This is a genomic window from Trichlorobacter thiogenes, from assembly GCF_900167465.1.
Lineage (GTDB): Bacteria > Desulfobacterota > Desulfuromonadia > Geobacterales > Pseudopelobacteraceae > Trichlorobacter > Trichlorobacter thiogenes.
The window spans coordinates 140510-160388 of the sequence record NZ_FUWR01000006.1 but is presented as its reverse complement, the minus strand read 5'-3'; the positions used below and the strand labels follow the sequence as shown (position 1 = coordinate 160388).

The following is a 19879-nucleotide window of genomic DNA, read 5'->3' as shown; positions in this document are numbered from 1 at the left end:
CTGAAAGTTCTGCTGCTTGATAATGTCTGATGGCTACTTGCTTTGACGGCTGTTTTCGGTATTGCCCTGAACGGTACTGATGTCAATCAGTTTAGCGTGACAATCGGCGGCTGTTCATTCTGCATCAGCCTGTAGGTAAGCGGGGTAGTGGTACAGTAGCAGGTAAGGGCTTGGAAAAAGCAGTTGGCCGCTAAAGAACGCAAAGATCTCAAAGAACTGAAGAGTAGTTAGAATGCGTTTCAAACCTGCCTGCAAGCGGTTGCGTAAAACATAGCTACCAGTCTGTTCTTCTTTTGTTTCCTTGTGCTCTTTTGCGGCAAAAACCGTTTTGGATGTTTTTAAATAACTCAGGTGGTTTAGTTGCGTTGTTGAAGTTTTATGCTTTAATCAATTGATTGTTCATTCCATTGTCAGGGGAAAGTTGTTCACCGCAGGAGATAATCAGGCAACATGGCCGTTTAACCGGAGTTTGTTGCCGGTGAACGGCCATGTTTGGTAAGGAGGATCATATGAAAAGGCATCTTGTTGTATGTCTGGCAGTAACGATTTTGATTCTGACAGGGTACGCCACGGCCCAGTGCGGCTCATGGTCATTACTGTTGGGCGGCAATAACAGTGATTCTGCTGCCTCTGTCCAGCAGACAGCAGATGGTGGCTTTATTGTTGCCGGAAACACCTCTTCATTCGGCACAACTGAACAGGATGCCTGGGTACTGAAGCTTAACGCCTCTGGCGAAGTGGTGTGGCAGAAAACCTATGGCGGTGAAGGGTACGATTCAGTCAGTGCCATCCAGCAGACCGCTGATGGCGGCTATATTGTGGCAGGTTATACAAATTCCTATGGCGCAAATAGCAATGGAGATGCCTGGGTACTGAAGTTGGATGCCTCTGGCGAGGTGGTGTGGCAAAAAACCTATGGCGGTGAAGGGTACGATTCTGCCAGTGCCATTCAGCAGACAGCTGATGACGGCTATATTGTGGCAGGCTTCACAAATTCTTTTGGTGAAAGTTACGATGCCTGGGTGCTGAAGTTGAATGCCTCAGGCAACGTGGTGTGGCAGAAAACTTATGGGGGAACCACTGACAGCGACGAGGCTGTTGCTATTCAGCAGACAGCAGATGGCGGTTATATTGTTGCCGGAACCACGTACTGTTTTGGTGCCGGCAATTCTGATGCTTTGATAGTTAAATTAAGTGAGAATGGAACCATAGAATGGCAAAAGACTTACGGTGGGACAGGTCTCGAGAGTGCTTCCGCAATCCAGCAGACAGCCGACCTAGGGTACATTGTGGCTGGCGTTACCACCTCGTTTGGCGCGGGGGGGCTTGATGGCTGGCTGTTGAAGCTGGCGGAAAATGGCACAGAAAGTTGGCAGAAAACCTGGGGCGGGTCAGGTGGAGACAGTTTCTCTTCTGTCTGGCAGACAGCCGATGGTGGCTATATCGTTGCCGGATCAACAGGATCTTCCGGCGCCGGCAACGGGGATGCCTGGGTGCTGAAGCTGAGTGAATACGGTAGCGAAGTGTGGCAAAAGACCTATGGCGGAGCAGCCGGTGATTCAGTCAATGCGGTTCAGCAGACATCTGATAACGGCTACATTGTTGTCGGCTCAACAGCCTCCCTGGGACTGCAAACCTTCGATCTATGGGTGATGAAGCTTGAGCAGGATGGCAGTTTGGATGGTTGTTACAGCATTGGTGAAACCGCAAATGTACCGCAGAACAGTGCAGCAGGAACAGTCGCTTTTTCCTCACTGACGCTTAGTTCATCCACAGCGACTGCCGTGGACTCACAGGCGACGATAGCCGAAACATCAGCTTCCCCTTCCATCTGCTCCTTGACTCAACCCCAACTGACACTCTCGGTTTCAAAGTCAGGTCAGGGAATAGGAACAGTAACCAGTTCACCATCCGGCATCAGTTGCGGCACGAAATGCTCGAATTACTTTAACAACCATGCATCTGTAATCTTGTCTGCCTCTCCTTCAAGCGGTTCCTACTTTAGCGGATGGGGGAGTGCGGAGGGCTGTACCACCGGCACCTGTACGGTGACGCTATCGGATTATAATCGTGGTGTCACAGCCGCATTTGGCCTGATTGTTAACGGAGCCTGTGGCAGCAGCCAGGCGAAAACATTTGATACGGCCCCGACTCAAAATCTCTGTCTGACCGGAACCCCCACAGTTGTAGGCTATAACGATGGTAAGTGGGTCTGGAGCTGCAACGGATCGCCAGGCGGCTCTACGGCCAGCTGTTGGGCCCACATCACCCAGGTCGGCCTTTCGGTTTCAAAAACCGGCAATGGCACGGTTGTGAGTAATCCGGCAGGCATCAACTGCGGAGATGACTGTGATGCATTCTATCCATATGGAACACTGGTAACCCTTACGGCAATCCCGGAAGCGGGGTTCAGAATTGGCGGGTGGGGTTTTTGGGGCCCGTCGTGCCCAATTAGTGAGACTTCCTGTGGACGTGCAATGACGTCACCCGCAATCGCGAATGTCACCTTTCTCCTTGATCCAAAGGCAAGGATCGGCAGCACAGCTTTTGGTACGTTGCAAACCGCCTATAACGCCGTCGGTAACACCGGCATTATTGAAGCCAAGGCAGTGACCTTTAGTGAAAATCTGACCCTTGACCTAGGAACCTATTTTACTCTGAATGGTGGCTATGCAGATGACTATCTCAGCCGCACCGGCTATACCACATTGGATGGCAATCTGATTATCAGTAGTGGCGGCCTGACAGTTGACCGGCTGGTGGTGAAGTAGCCGGATGGGGGTTTGATAGTGAAATGTCTTAAATACATCTCCCTATATGATTTTCTTGTCCTAGCGCAATATTATGATCGTAAAGTTACACAGGCCGCTCCCAATCGGGGCGGCCTGCTTTTATGTCAGGGAACGTCTGCTTGAGCTTGAAAAGAGTCATCCACCCCTGGCCAGAATCTACGTTTTAACTCATTCAGCAGGGGGACAAGAGATTTGCGGTCAACGGCGGAGATGCTGATGGCGTTGTGGCGGCGTTTGGCCTGGGCTATCCGCAGGAAGGCGATGGTGTCTTTTTTCTTCAGTCCTTCCAGTTGATCGGTCTTGTTAAAGACCACCAGTTCCGGTTTTTCAGCCAGACCCAGTTCGGCCAGGATGGTGCGGACCTGGGAGATCTGGTCTTCAAAGCGGGGGTTGGAGGCATCCACCAGATGCAGTAGCAGGTCGGCATCCTGCAGTTCCTCCAGGGTGGCCTTGAAGGCACCCATCAGGGAGACCGGGAGGGAGCGGATGAAGCCGACGGTGTCGGTGATGATGACCTCCCGCTCACGGGGCAGGCGCAGGCGGCGGCTGGAGGTATCCAGAGTGGCAAAGAGCAGGTTCTCGGTAAAGATCTCGCTCTGGGTCAGTCCGTTTAACAGGGTGGATTTGCCGGCGTTGGTGTAGCCAACAATGGAGATGATCGGTATCCCGGCCTTGACCCGGCGGCTGCGGCGTTGTTCTCGATCGCGGGAGAGTTCCACCAGTTCCCGCTCCAGTGCGGTGATCCGGTCCCTGATCCGGCGGCGGTCGATCTCCAGCTTGGTTTCACCCGGTCCACGGCCGCCGATACCACCCATCAGCCGGGACATCTGGACCCCCCGGCCGGTCAGGCGGGGCAGCAGATATTTCAGCTGGGCCAGTTCTACCTGTACCTTGCCATCACGGCTTTTGGCCCGTCCGGCAAAGATATCCAGAATCAGCTGGCTGCGGTCAAGGACCTTCAGTTCTGTCATGGTGGAGATGGCCCTGACCTGGGCCGGAGTCAGTTCCTGATCAAAGATCAGCAGGGTAGCGCCTCGCTGCAGGGCACGGATTACCACTTCCTGCAGCTTGCCTTCTCCCATCAGGGTGCGGGGATTCAGCTTGCGGGGCAGCTGGATAAAGCTGTCCAATACCTGTACCCCGGCGGTGCGGGCCAGTTCCTGTAGCTCTGCCAGTGAATCATCCACCTCACGCCGTTCACCACCGGCCCTGACCGAGATCAGGATCGCCCGTTCCTGGCCATCTTTGGCCTGCGCCTCTACCTGAATCGCCTTGTCAAGGCTGCGCTCCAACGCGGTGATAAAGGTACTGTCGTACTCAACCGCCTTTTCCAGCAGTTGCGGAGGAAGTACGCTGATGCCGCCCGGTTCGGTGGAGAGGTGGGCCAGATGCACGATACTGCGTCGCCCATCAAGGGGCCCGATTGCGGCGATCAGGTCAAGCCTGAGCAGCTTCAGGTCGGTCAGGTCATCTTCGGTCAGTGGTTCTGATTTCAGGTGGGTGTGGAGCAGGCGCAACCCCCGCAGCCGTTTGCGGCCCAGGGGGTACTCTTTCAAGTCGGGGATCAGCAGCCCTTTTTCCGTACCGATCAGGATCAGTTCGATGGCGCCGTGACGGTTAACCAGCAGGCCGATCTGGCGGCGCAGTTCAAGGGAGAGTTCAAGCAGGCGGATGGCCAGTTCAGCTGAACAGAGTTCATCAGCCGGAATGCGGCGACGGTAGAGACGTTCTACCGCCTGAATCTGGCTCTGTTTCAGCCCTGCAAGGTTGCCGTGGATTTCTTTGATGGGACGGTCTCCGTTAGATGCCGGTTATGTTGTAGCCGGCATCAACGTAATGGATTTCACCAGTAACCCCGGAGGCCAGGTCGCTGCAGAGGTAGAGGGCAGACTTGGCTACTTCTTCCTGGGTGATGTTGCGGTGCAGAGGTGCCCGCTCTTCAACGGTGGAGAGGATCTGGTTGAAGCCGTTAACACCGGCTGCTGCCAGGGTCTTGATCGGGCCGGCCGAGATGGCGTTGACCCGGATGTTATCTTCACCCATGCCGGCAGAAAGGTAGCGTACTGATGCCTCCAGTGCTGCCTTGGCAACCCCCATCACGTTGTAGTTGGGGAATACTTTTTCTGCACCGTAGTAGCTCATGGCCAGGGCGCAGGCATTGCGTCCGGTCATCAGCGGCTGGGCTGCTTTCAATAAGCCGATCAGGGAATAGGCGCTGATATCCAGGGCGGTGGCAAATCCTTCCCGAGTGGTGGAGAGGATGGTGCCTTTCAGTTCTTCCTTGTCAGCAAAGGCGACGGAGTGGATCAGGATGTCGATTCCGCCCCAGCGCTGCTGTGCCAGATCCATCAGTGCTGCTATTTCTTCATCGCTGGTTACGTTACAGGGAGCTACGCTGGCTCCTATCGATTCAGCCAGGGGGCGAACCCGCTTTTCAATCGCCTCACCGGCGTAGGTCAGCATCAGTTCCGCACCTTCGGCCTGAAACAGTTTGGCCATGGCCCAGGCAATACTTTTTTCATTTGCAACGCCAAGAATAAGCGCTTTTTTACCTTCCAACAGTCCCATCAACTCCTCCGGAAACCGTATCAATGACCTCTGCCGATTGGTTGGCTGAGGCCTGATGGTGTAGTATCTGCTGCTCAAGACGGGCAATCCGTCCTTCAAGCCGTATAAGTGTTGTGTGTGATTCCATAATTTGACGCCGCAGCCCCAGCAACAGCATGGGCAGACTAAGCCAGATAGCCGCAAAGAAGAGGCCCAGCAGGATCGACATGATCATGAATCCGCCAACAAATTCCATTGAACCGGATGCCCCCTTTCTGCGTCTAATGATAAGCGGATAGGCTATACCATACCTGAGCATAAATGGCAAACATGCAAAAGACGTGAAAAAACAGGACTGCTATGCTACAAGTCGTGATTATGCACACACTTATTCCGATTACATCCCCTCTTTTTCTGGTCGGTGCGGAGCTTGACGAACAACCGGCATGGTCTACGATCTTTGGTAACGATAATCCGCTGGTGCTGGAGATCGGCTGCGGTATTGGCGATTTTGTGGTTGCCATGGCGACCCGGCACCCGGAGCTTAATTTTATCGCCCTGGATTTCTACAACAAGGGCTGTCTGAAGAGCTGCAAACGGGCAGATCGGGCCGGGTTGACCAATGTCAGGATCGTGCGGGATGAGGCCCGCACGTTTATCCGGCGCTGTCTGCCTCTGGCTTCACTGCAGGCGGTCTTTATCAACTGCCCTGATCCGTGGCCCAAGCGCTGTCAGCGCAAGCGGCGGCTGGTGAACCAGGAGTTTGTCAGTTTTATGGAACCGTATCTGAAGCCTGGGGCGCTTTTTCATTTTGCCACTGATTTTGATGATTACGGGGTTGATGTGGCTAATCTGTTGCGACGTCAGGCCGGATTTGAAAACCTGCTGGCACCTGATCACTGGCGCCATGATCTGGAAGGGTTTCCCCGTACCAAATATATGCTGAAGTTTATGGCTGAAGGTAAAGAGATCTATTTTGTGCAGTACCGTCGTCGGGCGGAGGAGTAGGGCAGAGGAGGTACAGCCATGTCGGATAACGGCGAGAAGCGGAGCATCAATATCTTTAGACCGCTGCAAGGCACCATGCGGGGTGAGGTGCAGGTGATCGCCCTGTTGCTGGCAGCCTGTCTGCTGGCGGTGGTGGGGACCCAGGTGGGGATATGGGTTTTGGAGGAGTCACTGGATGGCTTCTGGCTGACGGAACTGATCTTCTTTAACCTGCCGATCCATTTCTGGATTTCGGGTCAGTTTCTGCCACTGCTGTTTATTGTGCTGGGCCTGATATTCAACCTTTGGATGGATCGCCATGAGCTGCGGCGGATGGAGGGAACCATCCGTTTCAGGGCGACCGGTCGCAAAAAAGGGGAGGTGCCCTGATGGTGGCAAAAGGTGTGCAGTTTATACCGCTTCTGATGGTTGCCGGCATGTTTCTGCTCTTTATTGTCAGCGGTCTGGGCAGCAAGATGCGCCAGACCAGCGATTATGGCTTTTCAGGCAGCTACAGTGGCCGTGTCGGCAGCGGGGCAGCCATTGCCAGTAACTGGATGAGCGCTGCCAGTATCCTGGGCCTGGCCGGTCTGTTCTATCTGAAGGGCTATTATGCCATGGCCTTTGTGATCGGCTGGACCGGTGGCTATGTGCTGCTGCTGGTGTTGATGGCGACCCAGATCCGGCGTTTTGGCAAGTTTACCGCCCCTGATTTTGTCGGGTTCCGGTATGAGTCAGCCACTGCCCGTACCCTGGTGGCCCTGATTTCCATTGTTATATCGGTCATCTATTGCGTAGCCCAGTTCAGGGGGATCGCCCTGCTGGTCTCCTGGCTCTTTGGCCTGCAATACAAGGAGGCGGTCCTGACCGGCGCTGCCCTGCTGGTTGCCTTTGTGGTGGTTTCCGGCACCCTGGGGGTGATCAGAAACCAGCGTCTGCAGTACTTTGTACTGATCATCGCCTTTGTGCTGCCGTTGATGTTCATGAATCGTAAGCTGGGCTACTTCTGGGTGTTGCCACAGTTTGGCTATGGCGAGGCAGTCACTACTCTCCAGGAACAGTTCGGTTTTTTCTGGTCAGAGCCGTTTGCCTCCATCTCGCTCTTCCAATGGCTGGCACTCTGCTTCACGCTGATGTTTGGTACTGCCGGACTGCCCCATGTGCTTTCCCGTTTTTATCTGGCTCCCAGTATGCGTGATGCCCGTTGGGGCGTAGTCTGGGGCCTGTTCTTCATCTCGCTGATCTACTGGTCTGCCCCGGCCTACGGGGTGCTGGCCCGTCTGTTTGATGCCCGGGCCGGTAACACCTTTAAACTGCCTGATCCAACCCAGGCTGATCTGGTGACTTTGACCGCAGCCATCCAGGCTGGTCTGCCGGTCTGGGTGGTGGGGTTGCTGGTGGCAGGCGGTATGGCTGCAGCTTTTTATGCTGCTGGCGGATTGTTGCAATCCGGTGCAGCAGCCTTTGCCTATGATATCTACCCACGCCTGATCCGGCCCAGCGCCACAGATAGCGATAAGGTGACCGTGGCCAAAGGGGTCTTTCTGGTTCTGGCCGGGATTGTGATGGCATTTTCCCTGAATCAGGTGGGGTTGATTGCCGAGATCGCTGCGGTGGCCTTTGCCCTGGCTGGAAATACCATCTTTCCTGCCTTTCTGCTGGGCATCTGGTGGAGTCGCACCAATGCCTCCGGTGTGGTGACCGGTATGCTGGTTGGCGTTTTGATTACGTTTTCATCATTATTGCTGGGGGATCTGGTCCCGCTGGTGAAAGTGATTTTCCCGCTGACCTCATCGGCCTTTATCGGTGCGCCGGTGGTCATTCTAGTGATGATCGTGGTTTCTCTGCTGACCCGCCCCCCCTCAGATGAGATGGTGGCCTTCCTGATTCGCGATGTTCACGACACGGGAGGGAAATAATGGCGCTGCTGCTTGCAAAAGGTGAAGATTTTGCTTCCTGGCGCGGGGTGGAAGAGTTCGCGGTTGCCTATCGCGATGCAGCGGTCAGGTTGGCAACCCGGAAACATCCTGAGGGGATTGCTCATCTGCTGGAATTGATGGAAGATCTGATAGCCGCTGTGGATCAGGAAAACAGTGCCATGGGCAATGAGCTGGGGCGATTGGTTGATGAACTGGCCCATGCCTCAGAACAGGGGCAGCTGCGCAGTCTGCTGACCGGCTTCTACGATCGTGCCTATCAGCATTTTGCCCGTTTTGGTTCGCCGGTTGCCCTGTTTCGTATGAGCGAGACCTTCTTGCATGCCTTGGCAGATTGTTGCCTGCGGTTGGCCAGGAATCAGATTGAAGACCCCTTGCCACCGGTTGCCTTGGTGGTGATGGGGCCGGCTGGCCGTCGTGAAGCAACCCGTTTTTGTCGGGTACAGCTGGCGCTGGTCTGGGATGGCGAGGTGCCTGAAGCGTTGATGCTGCAGTTGGGAGAGGAGCTGGTGGCCTGGTTGCGGGTCTGTGGTGTTAGCCTTGAAGAGACCATAACACCGCAGAATCCTGATTGGCGGGGCAGTTTGGAGCAGTGGCAGGACCGCTTTGAATCAGCAGCAGACAAGCAGGATCAACGGGTGCTGATCGAACTGCTGCGTCTGGCAGACCGGACCGTGCTGGTGGGTGAGAATGGGGTTGCTGACAGGTTTGGAGTGTTGTGCCAGCAGTATCTCAGTCAGCGGAGCTTTGTTGGTAATCTGGTTGATCGTTGTCTGACGCTCTCCAACGGCATCGGCATGATGGGTAGCCTGAAACTTGCAAAAAGCGGTCCCCACCGGGGCGGGTTTTCGCTGCTGGATCACGCCTTTCTACCCCTGGCAGCCGCGATTGGCGGGCTCTGTCTGATGCACGGTGTCGATCTGGTTGGGACGCCGGAGCGGTTGCGGGGGCTGGTTCGGATCAGCAAGCTGGATGTTGATCTGGCAGAGCGGACCCTGCATGCCTGGCACTGTTTCAGCGAACATCGACTTGTCCTAGAACAGACCGCCATTCCCGGTCAGGACTGCCGGGATATCCTGCATCTGATGCCATCAACCCTGAAATCAGCAGAGGCAGAACGTCTGAAACTCTCTCTGGAAACCGTTGCAGACCTGCAGCGCTATCTGCAGGTAAGTTTTGGTGCCTATACATGAGCAATGGTTTGAAGATATCGCTTTCAAGCGGATCTTTGTTTACCCTGCCAATGCGCCGGGCCTTTGAGCTGTCTGCAGAGGCTGGTTTTGACGGGGTGGAGCTGATCATCAACCAGGATTTCCAGCGGGTAAACCCGGTTAAGGTGGTGCGTTCGCTGCAAGAGATTGCGCCGATCAACTCCATCCATGCCCCCTTTATGCCGCTGGACGGCTGGGGCGGTCCGATTCAATCGCTGTTCCACAGTATTGAGCTTGCCGCAGATACCGGTATCCCTCTGGTTAATTTTCATCCACCCTCCTGGATGGGGCTGGAGGTCGGATTCTGGCGTTGGCTGTATCGAATTCGTGATTTCCAAAAGGAGATCGGCCTTGATGGTGAGGTGCTGGTCACCATCGAAAACATGCCCTGTGTCGGTCGCTTTAAGCTGAATCCCAATATCCTCGCTGCAACCGGGGATATGATTACCTTTATTCATGATCACAACCTCTTTCTTACCTTTGACACCACCCACATGGGCTCAGGTAAGGCCAACTTTATCAACGACTTTTACCTGTTTTACGAGTCAGGCCGGATTCGTAATATCCATTTCTCTGACTATGGTTTTGATCGGGAACACCTGATCCCTGGCCACGGACGCCTGCCCCTGACCCGCTTCCTGAACCACCTGAAAAATACTGATTACAAAGGCTGTGTCACCCTTGAAGTCAGTCCCCATGAATTTCCAAAAAATGAAGAGGTCATCCTGCAAAGTCTGAAAGAGTTACAGACCTACATGCGGGTTGAAACCGGGATGCTGCCGGTTGAAGCGATGGAGCGTTTTGAGATGCCACCTGTTGATATTGACGAGGGGGAAGGTAACGGGTCTGACCAAGGAGGAACAGGGTATGACAGCACCAATACTGCTGGTTGAGATTGCGGACGGTAGTGCCATCATAACGGTCAACAGGCCGTCCAGCATGAACTCCATGACGCTTGCCACGCTACAGGAACTGGACAGGGCTGTGCGGGAACTCTCAGCCTCTACAGAGGTGCGGGCGGTCATTATTACCGGAGCAGGTGAAAAGGCCTTCATCGCCGGTGGTGATATCAGCATGTTGAAAAATTTGAGTCCTGTTGAGGCACGGGAATTGGCCCTGCTTGCACATGGGATCTGTAACGCCATTGAGCAAAGCCCCAAACCGTTTATTGCCGCAGTGAACGGCTATGCCCTGGGGGGTGGCTGTGAGCTGGCCATGAGTTGTGATATCAGAATAGCCGCAGAACATGCCCGATTCGGCCAGCCAGAGGTCAACATCGGTACCCTGCCCGGTTTCGGTGGTTCACAACGCCTGCCACGTCTGGTGGGGAAGGGCAGGGCACTTGAGATGATCCTGACCGGTGACATGATTGATGCCCAGGAAGCCTGGCGGATCGGCTTGGTGAACAAGGTGGTACCTCAGGCAGAGTTGATGAACACGGCCAGGTCCCTTGCAATAAAGTTGGCAGGCAAAAGTCAGATGGCCCTTAAACTCTGCAAAGAAGCGGTGATCAATGGCCTGGAAATGGACCTGCAGCGGGCCTGTAGCTACGAGGCCGATCTGTTTGCCCTGAGCTTTGCCACCGCAGACCAGCAGGAAGGGATGGCCGCATTTCTGGAAAAACGTGCGCCGGTTTTTCATGATCGTTAACCACTGACAGCAGACTCTGGTTTGGAAAGGAGACTTGATATGCAATCTGTTTTTCGTATGCTGATACTTGTGCTGGTACTGGTATGTGGGCTGGTGACAAGCTCTCCAGCAGTCGAGTGGCAGCTGAAGGAGATGGGGGTTGGTATCTATGATGAGTCCCAGGGGTATGACACGGTACTCACAGTGCTCCAGCGGGGTGAACGCTGGTCGCAAAAACAGCTGTATGACCAAGGTTATTTTGCCAACCGGGAAAAGAAATTCGGCGCCTGGCTGGTGGGGCCTCCGGTGGACAGCTATCTGAACCGTTTCGGAACGCCACAGTTTGGCTGCAAATACCGCCTGACCGAGCCCTCCGGTAAAAGCACCATGTTTGGGCCCCATGGTTTTTATAAACCTGGATTTACCACTGTTTTTATCAATGCCAGCGGCCAGACCGGCTCTTGGAAGATCGAATTTTATCTCTGGAATCGTGACACTGACAGAGAAACTCTGGTGGATAGCAGGGTGTTCGTTATTGAACCGTAAAGTGAGTTTGTTTTTGTTTTGGGGCTGTTCTAGATAACTAAAATTGTCTAGGACAGCCCCGAATGGCGCTAGTTTAAGGCATTTCAGCATGGTAAAACAGCTGAAAATATTTGCTATAAATGGCATAATGTGTCATGAAAAATTCACAGCCAATGTTCCCCGATTTTCATCTCCAGACTCTCCGTCGTAAGCCTCGTTCAGAGGCACAGAAACTTGCCGAAAAGCTGGCACTACTTCAGCAAAAATCGTCCAAAAAAATAGGCGAGCTCTTTGAAACGTTCATCCCCAAGGTTTTTCTCAAACCGGAGAAGGAAGGGGCTATGAGCTGCAGAAGGTTGTTTTCAAAAGAAAATACCTTTTGGGCTTTTTTTAGCCAAGTACTCGACGCAGATGGCGGCTGTAAAGAGGTTATTCGTAAGCTCCAAGCCTACGCATCTCTCAGAGGGATTTCCTTTCCTTCATCATCAACAGCCTCCTACTGCACAGCCCGCAAGAAGCTTAGCATAGAAACCCTCACCGGTATCTTTGAACATACCGCCAAGGATCAAGGCAGGTTGTCAGGGACTGGACGTCTAAATAACTGCCGGGTGATTGTTGTCGATGGCACGGGCGTAAGCATGCCGGATACCTCCGAGAATCAGGAAATCTGGCCGCAATCGTCAGGTCAAAAACCGAGATGTGGATTTCCTACTGCCCGCATATGCGCCTGTTTTTCACTATCAAGCGGGGCCTTGCTCAGCTATGCAATCGGAAACAAAAAGAGCCACGAGCTCCGACTATTCCGCCAACAGTGACTTTTTTTGTACAACCCCAAAAACAAATTTACCTGCCGCCAACTGTGCAAATAGCACCACAGCTATCCGCTAGTCCCCACCAATCCCGTACCGTTTCATCTTACGCCAGAGGGTTGTCTTGTTAATTCCCAGCAGGCGGGCGGCCTCCAGTTTGCGTCCATTGCAACTCTTCAGCACCCGCAGGATATGTTCCTGTTCTGCCTCATCAATCCGCAGCGGTTCTTCTTCAGATGTACCGACAGATTCACCCTGACAGCCGATCAGCAGACTTTCCGGCGTCAGTTCAGACTCGGCTTCCAGGATCATGGCCCGCTCAATGATGTTCTCCAACTCCCGCACATTTCCGGGATAGTCATACTGTTCCAGCAGCCGCATGCCGGTTGGAGCAATACCGGTGATACGGGGATTAATGGCGGCATGGCCGGCCAGAAAATGTTCCGCCAGCAGCCGGATATCTTCACGACGCTCCCTAAGTGACGGCACCTGCAGGGTAACCACCCCCAGCCGATAGTAGAGATCAGCGCGGAACCTGCCCTGACGAGCCTCTTCTTCCAGGTCCAGGTTGGTGGCTGCGATGATCCGGCTGTCAACCGGGATGGAGATGCCACCGCCGACCCGCTGTACGACCCGTTCCTGCAGCACCCGCAGCAGACGCACCTGAAAGGCGTTGGTGGTGGTGCCGATCTCATCAAGAAACAGGGTGCCACGACTTGCCAGCTCAAAATAGCCGATCCGTCGGGCATGGGCACCGGTAAAGGCCCCTTTTTCATGACCAAACAGTTCGCTTTCCAGCACCCCTTCGGCCAAGGCGCCGCAGTTGACCGCCACAAAGGGCTGTTCCCTGCGAGGCGACCATTGGTGGATCGCCCGTGCCACCAGCTCTTTGCCAACCCCGGTTTCACCTTGAATCAGCACTGTGCTGTCAGTGCGGGCAGCCCGTCTGGCAAGATCAAGCAGCTGTTGCATCTGAGGATTTCTGGTGAGGGGTATGTGGCGTGAGCGCTGGCGCTCCTGTTCGCTACGGTAGAGTGCGACCTCGTCTTCAAGCCGCCGTTCTTTCAGTGCCCGGTTGATCCGCAACAGGACATCATCAGGATCAAACGGCTTGGCGATAAAATCGTAGGCCCCCTGCTTAACCGCAGCAACCGCACTTTCCAGGGACGAATGCCCGGTAATCACAAAGACAATCACCTGCGGATCAAGCTTGATCAACTGTCCCAGCAGCTCCTGCCCCCCCATGCGCGGCATTTTCAGATCAGTCAGGACAATATCAGCGCCGTGATGGCTGAAATGCTCCAACGCATCGGCACCGTTGCTGAAACTGTGTACCTGATAATCCGGCCCCAGCATCCGGCTCAGAATCTTACAGGTCAGGGAATCATCATCAACCACCAGTACTCTGATCATACGCTGTTCTCCGATATAGTTTCCTGAAAACGGCAGCTATTCACGCGAAGCCGCGCCTCCGCGTGCAATGGTTTTAAGGATTATTCACCGGCAGCACCACGCTAAAGGTTGTTCCTCTGCCAGGCTGGCTTGCAACATCAATCCGCCCCCCCATCCCCTGCAGCATGCCGTAGCTGACCGAGAGCCCCAGGCCGGTCCCCTGCCCCACCTCTTTGGTGGTGAAAAACGGGTCAAAGATCCGGTCAAGATGTTCAGGAGGGATGCCACAGCCGGTGTCTTCAAAGTCAATCTTCAGGTGATCGTTGTCCGGTGTGACGGTAATGGTGATGTTTCCGCCCGGCGCGGCATCAATGCCGTTTAGCAGGATATTGACAAAGACCTGCCTCAGTTGATCACCATCCAGGAAGAGCATTGGCAACTCACCCCCTGCCTCCATTTTTAACGTAACCTGCTGTTTTTCGGCGCGCAGGCGCACCAGTGAAACCGCCTCAAGCAGCAGATCTGTTGGATTATGATTGGCAGGACTACCTTCCGAGCGCCGGGCAAAACTGAGCAAACCACCAATGATACCGCTGCACTTGCCGGCCTGATCAGCAATATCGTTCAGATCCGCCACTAATGCCGTTCGGTCGCACTCCCCCTGCTCAATCCCTTTACGGCTTAATACCGCCAACGCCTTGATGTTGCCCAGTGGCGTGTTCAGTTCATGGGCCAGTCCGGCAGCCATTTCGCCAATAGAGGCCAGTTTTTCGGTGTTGCGGATCTGTTCCTCCACCCGCAACTTCTCTGCTGCCTGCTGCTGCATGGCATCTGCCATCCGGTTGATCTCGGTGGCCAGAAAACCAACCTCGTCTCCGGCAGTAACACTGATCCGCTCTGCGGGATGCTGCCCCATCCGCCGCACCCCATCCACCACCTCTTGTAGCGGACGGGTTAAGGAACGGGCAAAATAGAGCGAGACTGCCGTTGCCAAAATCACCACCACCACGGCCCACAGACCGGTCAGGCGCCCAATGGTGGCGAGCGGTTCCAGAAAGAAATCACGCTTGGCATTGACCACCACCACCCAGCCCCGGTCTTTCTGGGCATAGGGGGAATAAAAGGCATGGGCCAGCATATCCCGGCTGCGGGGATCACGGGTGACACCATGGTCGCTGGTCAGCCAGACAGTGGTAATTTCTGGGGGATAATCGTTCAGGACCGTTCGATGACTGCCGGTCTGATCGCCAAATTCGCAGGTGGTATCCCGATGAAAGAGATAGATGCCGTTGCGTTTTTTGTCGGTCGGATTACGCTCCACCAGAAAGGCGCTACCCTCCTGCTCAGCAATGACTCGGTTGATCAGCCGACCGGCCTGATCCCCCCAGACATTGATCACCAGTACACCGACACGTTTATCGCCTGCCAACAGCGGTATGGCAAACCGGACCATAGCAGGACAGAACGCCTCTTCCTCATCAATCTTGCCCCGTTCAAGGTTTGAGATCAGGATACTGTTCTCCGGCAACTGCAGGGCAGATTGAAAGAAATCCCGGCCACCAACAAAATGCACCATCGGCATTCGGTACGGCGGCTGTGGAAGCCCGGCAGCCTGATTCACCTTGCCCTCCTTGACCTTGACCAGTACATGCCCGGCTGGATCAATCAGGCGGATCGCCTGTAGGGTTGGATCAAGCTTTTGCCACCCCAGAAAGCTCTGCTCCATCCGTGCAAGCGCGGTTTTCAGCTGTAACTGACTGCCCGAAAGCGCAGCGACACGGAAGGCAGCAAGCTCTGGCGATGCAGCCATAGTCCGCAAGGTGGTCTGCGAATGATCAACCAATTCTGCCAGCCCCTGGGCAGAGCGGCTAGCCAGGGTGCTGACCTGACGCCCAGCATTTTGCTGCAGAATATGGGCGGTGGTCAGGATAATCAGGGCAGAGAAGGCGATCAGGGCAGGCACTGCCACGCCCAGCAGGGCAATCAGGGTCTTACGACGAATTCCAAGACGTTGCATGGCAACTCCATGGTGCAGTTTGCACCCAAAGAAAAATACTACGGGGTTAGGACAGGTGCAAATTGCACCCAAGCAACCATAGCCCATTCCAGAGAACTACGCAACAACCTAAAACAACAGCTGTTTTTATAGTGGCATGCATTATGTATTACCTATCTGTCGAAATAGATGATCACAAGGAGGATATCATGAGGACAATCGGGCTGCTGCTGATCCTGCTACTGACAGGCTCTGTTGCGTGGTGCTTTGATGCAGGCTCAAGTTGTGTTACCTGCCACAGCGACCGTGCAAAACTGAAAGAGCTAGGGGCCGAGGCGATGTATCTTGATCCGACACAGGTTGACCGGGAAGCGGGTATGAAGGGCAAGCCAAGCTGTGTGGACTGTCACCTGGGTGACCCCAAGACGAGCGACAAGACTGCTGCCCACAAAGGGATGCTGGCGCCGTTTCTGGTGGCTGCCGGCAAGAACCACAAGGGGCAGGCCATATCCCGCGAGGCAGCCGGTGCCCTGCAACCATTGACACCAAAGGGCAAGGGGATGAACAGCATGATCCCCAAGGGTGACCCTAAAAAACTGGAGGCTGCTGGGATCAAGAAAATTGTCGGTATTCAGTGGCATGACCGCGATCCTGAGACCATGGCCTATGCCCCCAAGGTTGCCGAACAGACCTGTGGAAAGTGTCATGCCAAGGCGGTCAAGGAGTACAACAGCTCTGCCAAGGGGCTGACCAAGAACCAGCGCGCCTTCAGGGACTGGTCTGAAAAACAGCCTGGTCCGCAAAACTGCGGTATGTGGCCCGGCCAGAATGGAGAAAATATTCGTCAGCACACCTCTGTACCCTACACAAAGGCGATGAACGGCGCCATGGAGCGTTCCTGCAATATGTGCCATGCCTCTTGCAATGACTGTCACTTCAAACCGGTGGCAGGCAAGGGCACCCACTCCTTTGGCAAACCGGACACCCCAAGCTGCTATGGTGGCGGCAGGGCCAGTATCTGCCATGCCGGACCGATGGACCGACGCCGCGGTGCAGGGTATGTCCGGGGTGAATACGCCTTCCCGGCCAACCTGCCCCAGGGTGCCCATGTCAAGGCAGGTCTGGAATGTCTTGATTGCCACAAGCCGGCCAACCACCAGTTCGGCCACCTGGCTGCCGACGATGCCCGCAACGCCTGCAAAAACTGCCACGGCCAGATCGTGAAAGCGGTGCAAAGTTCAAGCCATGGCAAGGTTGATTGCGCCTCCTGTCACGTTACGGTGTCCGGCGCGTACCAGTATACATTCTGGGGTCAGGGACATTACTACGGGGTAGAGACCCCCTACGGTAAACACAAGGAATATTACGGCACCCGTGACCTGCCGACCATCATCAAAAACGCAGCCGGACGCTATATTCCGGTTAAGCCCTATCCGATGGCAGTATTAAATCAGACCACAGAGCTTGGCCCCACCGGACTACTGTTCCGGGCAATCCCGCAGCGCACCGTAGCGGGTAACCCGAAGATCGGTGAGCCGGTCACCTTTGAGGTGGCCCGTTCCGCAACTGATGTGAATGATGCCTATATTGTGGTTGGTACCCGCAATGACCTGTCTGGCGGCAACATGGCCATTCTCTGGATCCAGATGGACAAGTTGAGCCATGCCATGGGCAAGCCCCGCAACTGCGGCAGTTGCCATGACAGCAAAGCCCAGGTGGGCAAATCAGAGTGGAGTTACTTTGAAGATCGCGATGTGACCAAACCATTCAAGGGCAGCTACACAATTAGTGCAGACAAAGACGGTATCCGGTTCAGCAACGTTGCCTGGGAACAGCCTTCACTGGCCCCCAACCGCAAGCTGCAGGATATCGCCCCGTTTGCCGTGCTTCCCACCACAGCCTGGGATGTAAAGGGAATCAACTTTGAGCTGCCGTACAACAAGGCCAGGACCGACAAGACCCGTAAGGAACTTGACTCATTTCTGGCTAAATTGGACAAACAAAAGGCTGACCCCAAGACAGCAGAGATTCGCAGCGTTGCCTACCATAATCTGGCCATGGCAAAGCAGATGCTGAAACAAAAGTAGCCGGACAGAACAGCACAAACACCAACGGCCACTCCTTTTCTGGGGTGGCCGTTAGCAGTTTCAGCTATGAGAACAACTTTTATTTCACCAGCTTGTGGCAGAACAGACAGCGATGCTTGGGAGGGTGGTTCGGTGGCAGTTTGATGTTGTTTTGGGCGTGGCACGGCTCACAGAACTTTTCTGCATCTTTTTTGGCCGGTCTGAAAAATGCCTTTTTAAAGAGAGAAGCATCTGCTGCAGGGGCATTTTTATACGCAATCTCATAGACCTGCTTGTGGGTAGCATTATTGGGCACCGGCTTGGTTTTTTCTTTACCGGAAATAGCAATAAATATGGCAAGAATTGTAACAACCAGGGCAATAAAGAACCAATCCCGCTTTTCAATCTTCATACCTGCACCTAATCCTTGATAAACAGAAAATAAACAATCACCCCACCGATTCCAAGACCAAAGGCGGCAAAAGGAATCAGGCTTTTTAACCCCAGCTCTGTACCGGGGGCAGGCATGGCAAACTTGACCATTACAATCAGCCCCACCAGGAAAAACAGGGTTAACAACACTGTTTTTGATCTCCTGTAGATGCCGAAAAACAGGACACCAAGCGTTATCAGCAAAAAGACCCAATTGGAAAAAATCTGCTGCAAGGTCAGGTTCTGAATGGTGTTCATCAGGTTCTGGGTTTCAAAGGGACGTAAGGCTTCCACCGTTTTTTCAACCATTTCCTGCTTTTCCATACCACCTCCTACCAGCCAGAATACAATCATGCTAACGCAAAAAGACTCTTCGGGCAACTGTCCCGCCAGATCAGCTCAAGAAATCCATCACTTTATCCAGGAAACCCTTCTTCATTGGATGGGCCTCTTCGCCGCTGATCTTGGCAAACTCCTCCAGCAGTTCTTTTTGTTTTTTATTCAGATTGGTGGGAGTTTCAACCTTAACAACCACCAGCTGATCCCCACGGCCATAGCCCTGCAGTGAAGGAATACCCTTGCCCCGCAGACGGTAGATCTTGCCAGACTGCGTGCCATCGGGGATCTTCATGGATACTTTGCCGTCAAGCGTCGGCACTTCGATCTCACAGCCCAGGGCTGCCTGAGCAAAGCTGATCGGGATCTCGCAGATAACATTGTCATCCTCGCGCTGGAACAGTGGGTGTTCTTTAACGGAAATCGCCACATACAGATCACCGTTGGGTCCGCCTTTAACCCCCTGTCCACCTTCGCTGGTAAGTTTCAGACGGGAACCGGTTTCAACGCCGCCCGGCACCTTGACCGAGAGGGTCTTGGTATCCTTAATGCTTCCCTTGCCACGGCAATCGGGACAGGGATCATCAACCACCTTGCCTTCACCGTTACACTGCCCACAGGTCTTGCTAACACTGAAAAAACCCTGTTGGTAACGCACCTGACCGGCACCACGGCAGGTGGGGCAGATCTTGGGATCAGTACCCGGCTTTGCACCGGAGCCGTTACAGGTACTGCAGCGCTTGGCATAGGGGACTTCAATCTTCTTCTCGCACCCAAAAGCGGCCTCTTCAAAGGAGATCTCCATATTGTAGAGCAGATCATCGCCCCGCCGCCCCTGGCTTCGACGGCCATTACCACCGCCGAAGATGTCACCGAAGATGTCGCCAAAGATATCTCCAAAGGGAGAACCGGCCCCAAATCCACCGCCAAACCCACCACCAGAGAAACCACCGGCACCGGATACACCGGCATGACCGAACTGGTCATACTGGGCCCGTTTCTGGGCATCGGAAAGGACTTCGTAGGCCTCGGTGGCCTCCTTGAACTTTTCTTCAGCCTCTTTGTCCCCCTGGTTTTTATCCGGGTGGTGCTGGATTGCCAGCTTGCGGAAGGCCTTCTTGATTTCTGTCTCAGAGGCGTTCTTATGGACGCCGAGTATCTCGTAATAATCGCGCTTATCGCCGTTTGCCACGCTTCAATCCTTATCAGTCAGAATACAG

General features: G+C 54.4%; 18 protein-coding genes. 10 read left to right on the top strand and 8 right to left on the bottom strand.

Annotated elements, in window-relative coordinates:
* Positions 1–509: 509 nt before the first annotated feature.
* On the top strand, positions 510–2771 hold the full coding sequence (locus tag B5D39_RS16755) for an InlB B-repeat-containing protein (RefSeq protein WP_161947446.1): 2262 nt from the start codon (positions 510–512) through the stop codon (positions 2769–2771).
* 125 nt (positions 2772–2896) lie between these two features.
* Here the strand turns inward: B5D39_RS16755 and hflX are convergent, their stop codons facing one another.
* From hflX to B5D39_RS07480, 3 genes are read right to left on the bottom strand one after another with little or no spacing between them, the layout of a single operon-like run.
* A complete protein-coding gene (gene hflX / locus B5D39_RS07490) occupies positions 2897–4549 on the bottom strand; it encodes a GTPase HflX (protein ID WP_425274631.1) in 1653 nt (550 codons plus the stop codon).
* A 43-nt stretch (positions 4550–4592) separates the two neighbouring features.
* The gene (locus B5D39_RS07485; protein WP_078789836.1) at positions 4593–5360 is read right to left on the bottom strand and encodes an enoyl-ACP reductase FabI; all 768 of its coding nucleotides are present in this window, start codon (positions 5358–5360) and stop codon (positions 4593–4595) included.
* A complete protein-coding gene (locus B5D39_RS07480) occupies positions 5341–5595 on the bottom strand; it encodes a hypothetical protein (protein WP_078789835.1) in 255 nt (84 codons plus the stop codon). Before B5D39_RS07480 ends, B5D39_RS07485 begins: the two co-directional genes overlap by 20 nt.
* A 122-nt stretch (positions 5596–5717) precedes the next feature.
* Here B5D39_RS07480 and trmB point away from each other — a divergent pair, with 122 nt between their 5' ends.
* The 8 genes from trmB to B5D39_RS07440 all read left to right on the top strand — a co-directional run bounded on the left by trmB (position 5718) and on the right by B5D39_RS07440 (position 12443).
* Complete coding sequence (gene trmB, locus B5D39_RS07475; protein WP_078789849.1) at positions 5718–6347, top strand: tRNA (guanosine(46)-N7)-methyltransferase TrmB; 630 nt, start codon at positions 5718–5720, stop codon at positions 6345–6347.
* An 18-nt stretch (positions 6348–6365) separates the two neighbouring features.
* Positions 6366–6716 carry a DUF4212 domain-containing protein gene (locus B5D39_RS07470; protein WP_078789834.1) on the top strand — a complete coding sequence of 117 codons (351 nt, stop codon included), beginning with the start codon at positions 6366–6368 and terminating at the stop codon, positions 6714–6716.
* The gene (locus B5D39_RS07465) at positions 6716–8245 is read left to right on the top strand and encodes a sodium:solute symporter family transporter (protein WP_078789833.1); all 1530 of its coding nucleotides are present in this window, start codon (positions 6716–6718) and stop codon (positions 8243–8245) included. Before B5D39_RS07470 ends, B5D39_RS07465 begins: the two co-directional genes overlap by 1 nt.
* Positions 8245–9456, top strand: coding sequence for a putative nucleotidyltransferase substrate binding domain-containing protein (locus B5D39_RS07460; RefSeq protein WP_078789832.1), 1212 nt, complete (start codon positions 8245–8247; stop codon positions 9454–9456). The genes B5D39_RS07465 and B5D39_RS07460 overlap by 1 nt, the downstream gene beginning before the upstream one ends.
* Entirely contained in the window at positions 9453–10367 is a 915-nt protein-coding gene (locus tag B5D39_RS07455) for a sugar phosphate isomerase/epimerase family protein (RefSeq protein ID WP_078789831.1), read from the top strand. Before B5D39_RS07460 ends, B5D39_RS07455 begins: the two co-directional genes overlap by 4 nt.
* Positions 10342–11124: an enoyl-CoA hydratase-related protein gene (locus B5D39_RS07450; RefSeq protein WP_078789830.1), complete on the top strand. Its 783-nt coding sequence runs from the start codon at positions 10342–10344 to the stop codon at positions 11122–11124. The genes B5D39_RS07455 and B5D39_RS07450 overlap by 26 nt, the downstream gene beginning before the upstream one ends.
* A 39-nt stretch (positions 11125–11163) precedes the next feature.
* Positions 11164–11649 carry a hypothetical protein gene (locus B5D39_RS07445; protein ID WP_078789829.1) on the top strand — a complete coding sequence of 162 codons (486 nt, stop codon included), beginning with the start codon at positions 11164–11166 and terminating at the stop codon, positions 11647–11649.
* Positions 11650–11783: 134 nt separating this feature from the next.
* Entirely contained in the window at positions 11784–12443 is a 660-nt protein-coding gene (locus B5D39_RS07440; RefSeq protein ID WP_208610557.1) for a transposase, read from the top strand.
* Positions 12444–12512: 69 nt separating this feature from the next.
* Here B5D39_RS07440 and B5D39_RS07435 read toward each other — a convergent pair whose 3' ends face one another.
* Together B5D39_RS07435 and B5D39_RS07430 are read right to left on the bottom strand one after the other, a co-directional pair.
* Positions 12513–13850 (bottom strand): sigma-54-dependent transcriptional regulator, encoded by a 1338-nt coding sequence (locus B5D39_RS07435; RefSeq protein WP_078789828.1) that lies wholly within the window; start codon positions 13848–13850, stop codon positions 12513–12515.
* A gap of 73 nt (positions 13851–13923) precedes the next feature.
* Positions 13924–15846 carry a sensor histidine kinase gene (locus B5D39_RS07430; RefSeq protein WP_161947445.1) on the bottom strand — a complete coding sequence of 641 codons (1923 nt, stop codon included), beginning with the start codon at positions 15844–15846 and terminating at the stop codon, positions 13924–13926.
* 188 nt (positions 15847–16034) lie between these two features.
* On the opposite strand from B5D39_RS07430, the gene B5D39_RS07425 reads away from it, so the two are divergent.
* Positions 16035–17912, top strand: a complete 1878-nt coding sequence (locus tag B5D39_RS07425; RefSeq protein WP_078789826.1) for a cytochrome c3 family protein — start codon at positions 16035–16037, stop codon at positions 17910–17912.
* Between the two features lie 79 nt (positions 17913–17991).
* Here B5D39_RS07425 and B5D39_RS07420 read toward each other — a convergent pair whose 3' ends face one another.
* The 3 genes from B5D39_RS07420 to dnaJ form a co-directional block, all read right to left on the bottom strand.
* On the bottom strand, positions 17992–18303 hold the full coding sequence (locus B5D39_RS07420; protein WP_078789825.1) for a cytochrome C: 312 nt from the start codon (positions 18301–18303) through the stop codon (positions 17992–17994).
* Between the two features lie 8 nt (positions 18304–18311).
* A complete protein-coding gene (locus B5D39_RS07415; protein WP_078789824.1) occupies positions 18312–18647 on the bottom strand; it encodes a hypothetical protein in 336 nt (111 codons plus the stop codon).
* A gap of 70 nt (positions 18648–18717) precedes the next feature.
* Positions 18718–19851, bottom strand: coding sequence for a molecular chaperone DnaJ (gene dnaJ, locus B5D39_RS07410; RefSeq protein ID WP_078789823.1), 1134 nt, complete (start codon positions 19849–19851; stop codon positions 18718–18720).
* Positions 19852–19879 lie beyond the last annotated feature (28 nt).

Coding starts and splice junctions, on each gene's coding strand:
- B5D39_RS07440 (WP_208610557.1), top strand. CDS start 11,784: ATGAAAAATTCACAGCCAATGTTCCCCGATTTTCATCTCCAGACTCTC.
- trmB (WP_078789849.1), top strand. CDS start 5,718: ATGCACACACTTATTCCGATTACATCCCCTCTTTTTCTGGTCGGTGCG.
- B5D39_RS07465 (WP_078789833.1), top strand. CDS start 6,716: ATGGTGGCAAAAGGTGTGCAGTTTATACCGCTTCTGATGGTTGCCGGC.
- B5D39_RS07430 (WP_161947445.1), bottom strand. CDS start 15,846: ATGCAACGTCTTGGAATTCGTCGTAAGACCCTGATTGCCCTGCTGGGC.
- B5D39_RS07435 (WP_078789828.1), bottom strand. CDS start 13,850: ATGATCAGAGTACTGGTGGTTGATGATGATTCCCTGACCTGTAAGATT.
- B5D39_RS07450 (WP_078789830.1), top strand. CDS start 10,342: ATGACAGCACCAATACTGCTGGTTGAGATTGCGGACGGTAGTGCCATC.
- B5D39_RS07415 (WP_078789824.1), bottom strand. CDS start 18,647: ATGGAAAAGCAGGAAATGGTTGAAAAAACGGTGGAAGCCTTACGTCCC.
- B5D39_RS07420 (WP_078789825.1), bottom strand. CDS start 18,303: ATGAAGATTGAAAAGCGGGATTGGTTCTTTATTGCCCTGGTTGTTACA.
- B5D39_RS16755 (WP_161947446.1), top strand. CDS start 510: ATGAAAAGGCATCTTGTTGTATGTCTGGCAGTAACGATTTTGATTCTG.
- B5D39_RS07445 (WP_078789829.1), top strand. CDS start 11,164: ATGCAATCTGTTTTTCGTATGCTGATACTTGTGCTGGTACTGGTATGT.
- B5D39_RS07480 (WP_078789835.1), bottom strand. CDS start 5,595: ATGGAATTTGTTGGCGGATTCATGATCATGTCGATCCTGCTGGGCCTC.
- B5D39_RS07455 (WP_078789831.1), top strand. CDS start 9,453: ATGAGCAATGGTTTGAAGATATCGCTTTCAAGCGGATCTTTGTTTACC.
- B5D39_RS07470 (WP_078789834.1), top strand. CDS start 6,366: ATGTCGGATAACGGCGAGAAGCGGAGCATCAATATCTTTAGACCGCTG.
- B5D39_RS07460 (WP_078789832.1), top strand. CDS start 8,245: ATGGCGCTGCTGCTTGCAAAAGGTGAAGATTTTGCTTCCTGGCGCGGG.
- B5D39_RS07425 (WP_078789826.1), top strand. CDS start 16,035: ATGAGGACAATCGGGCTGCTGCTGATCCTGCTACTGACAGGCTCTGTT.
- B5D39_RS07485 (WP_078789836.1), bottom strand. CDS start 5,360: ATGGGACTGTTGGAAGGTAAAAAAGCGCTTATTCTTGGCGTTGCAAAT.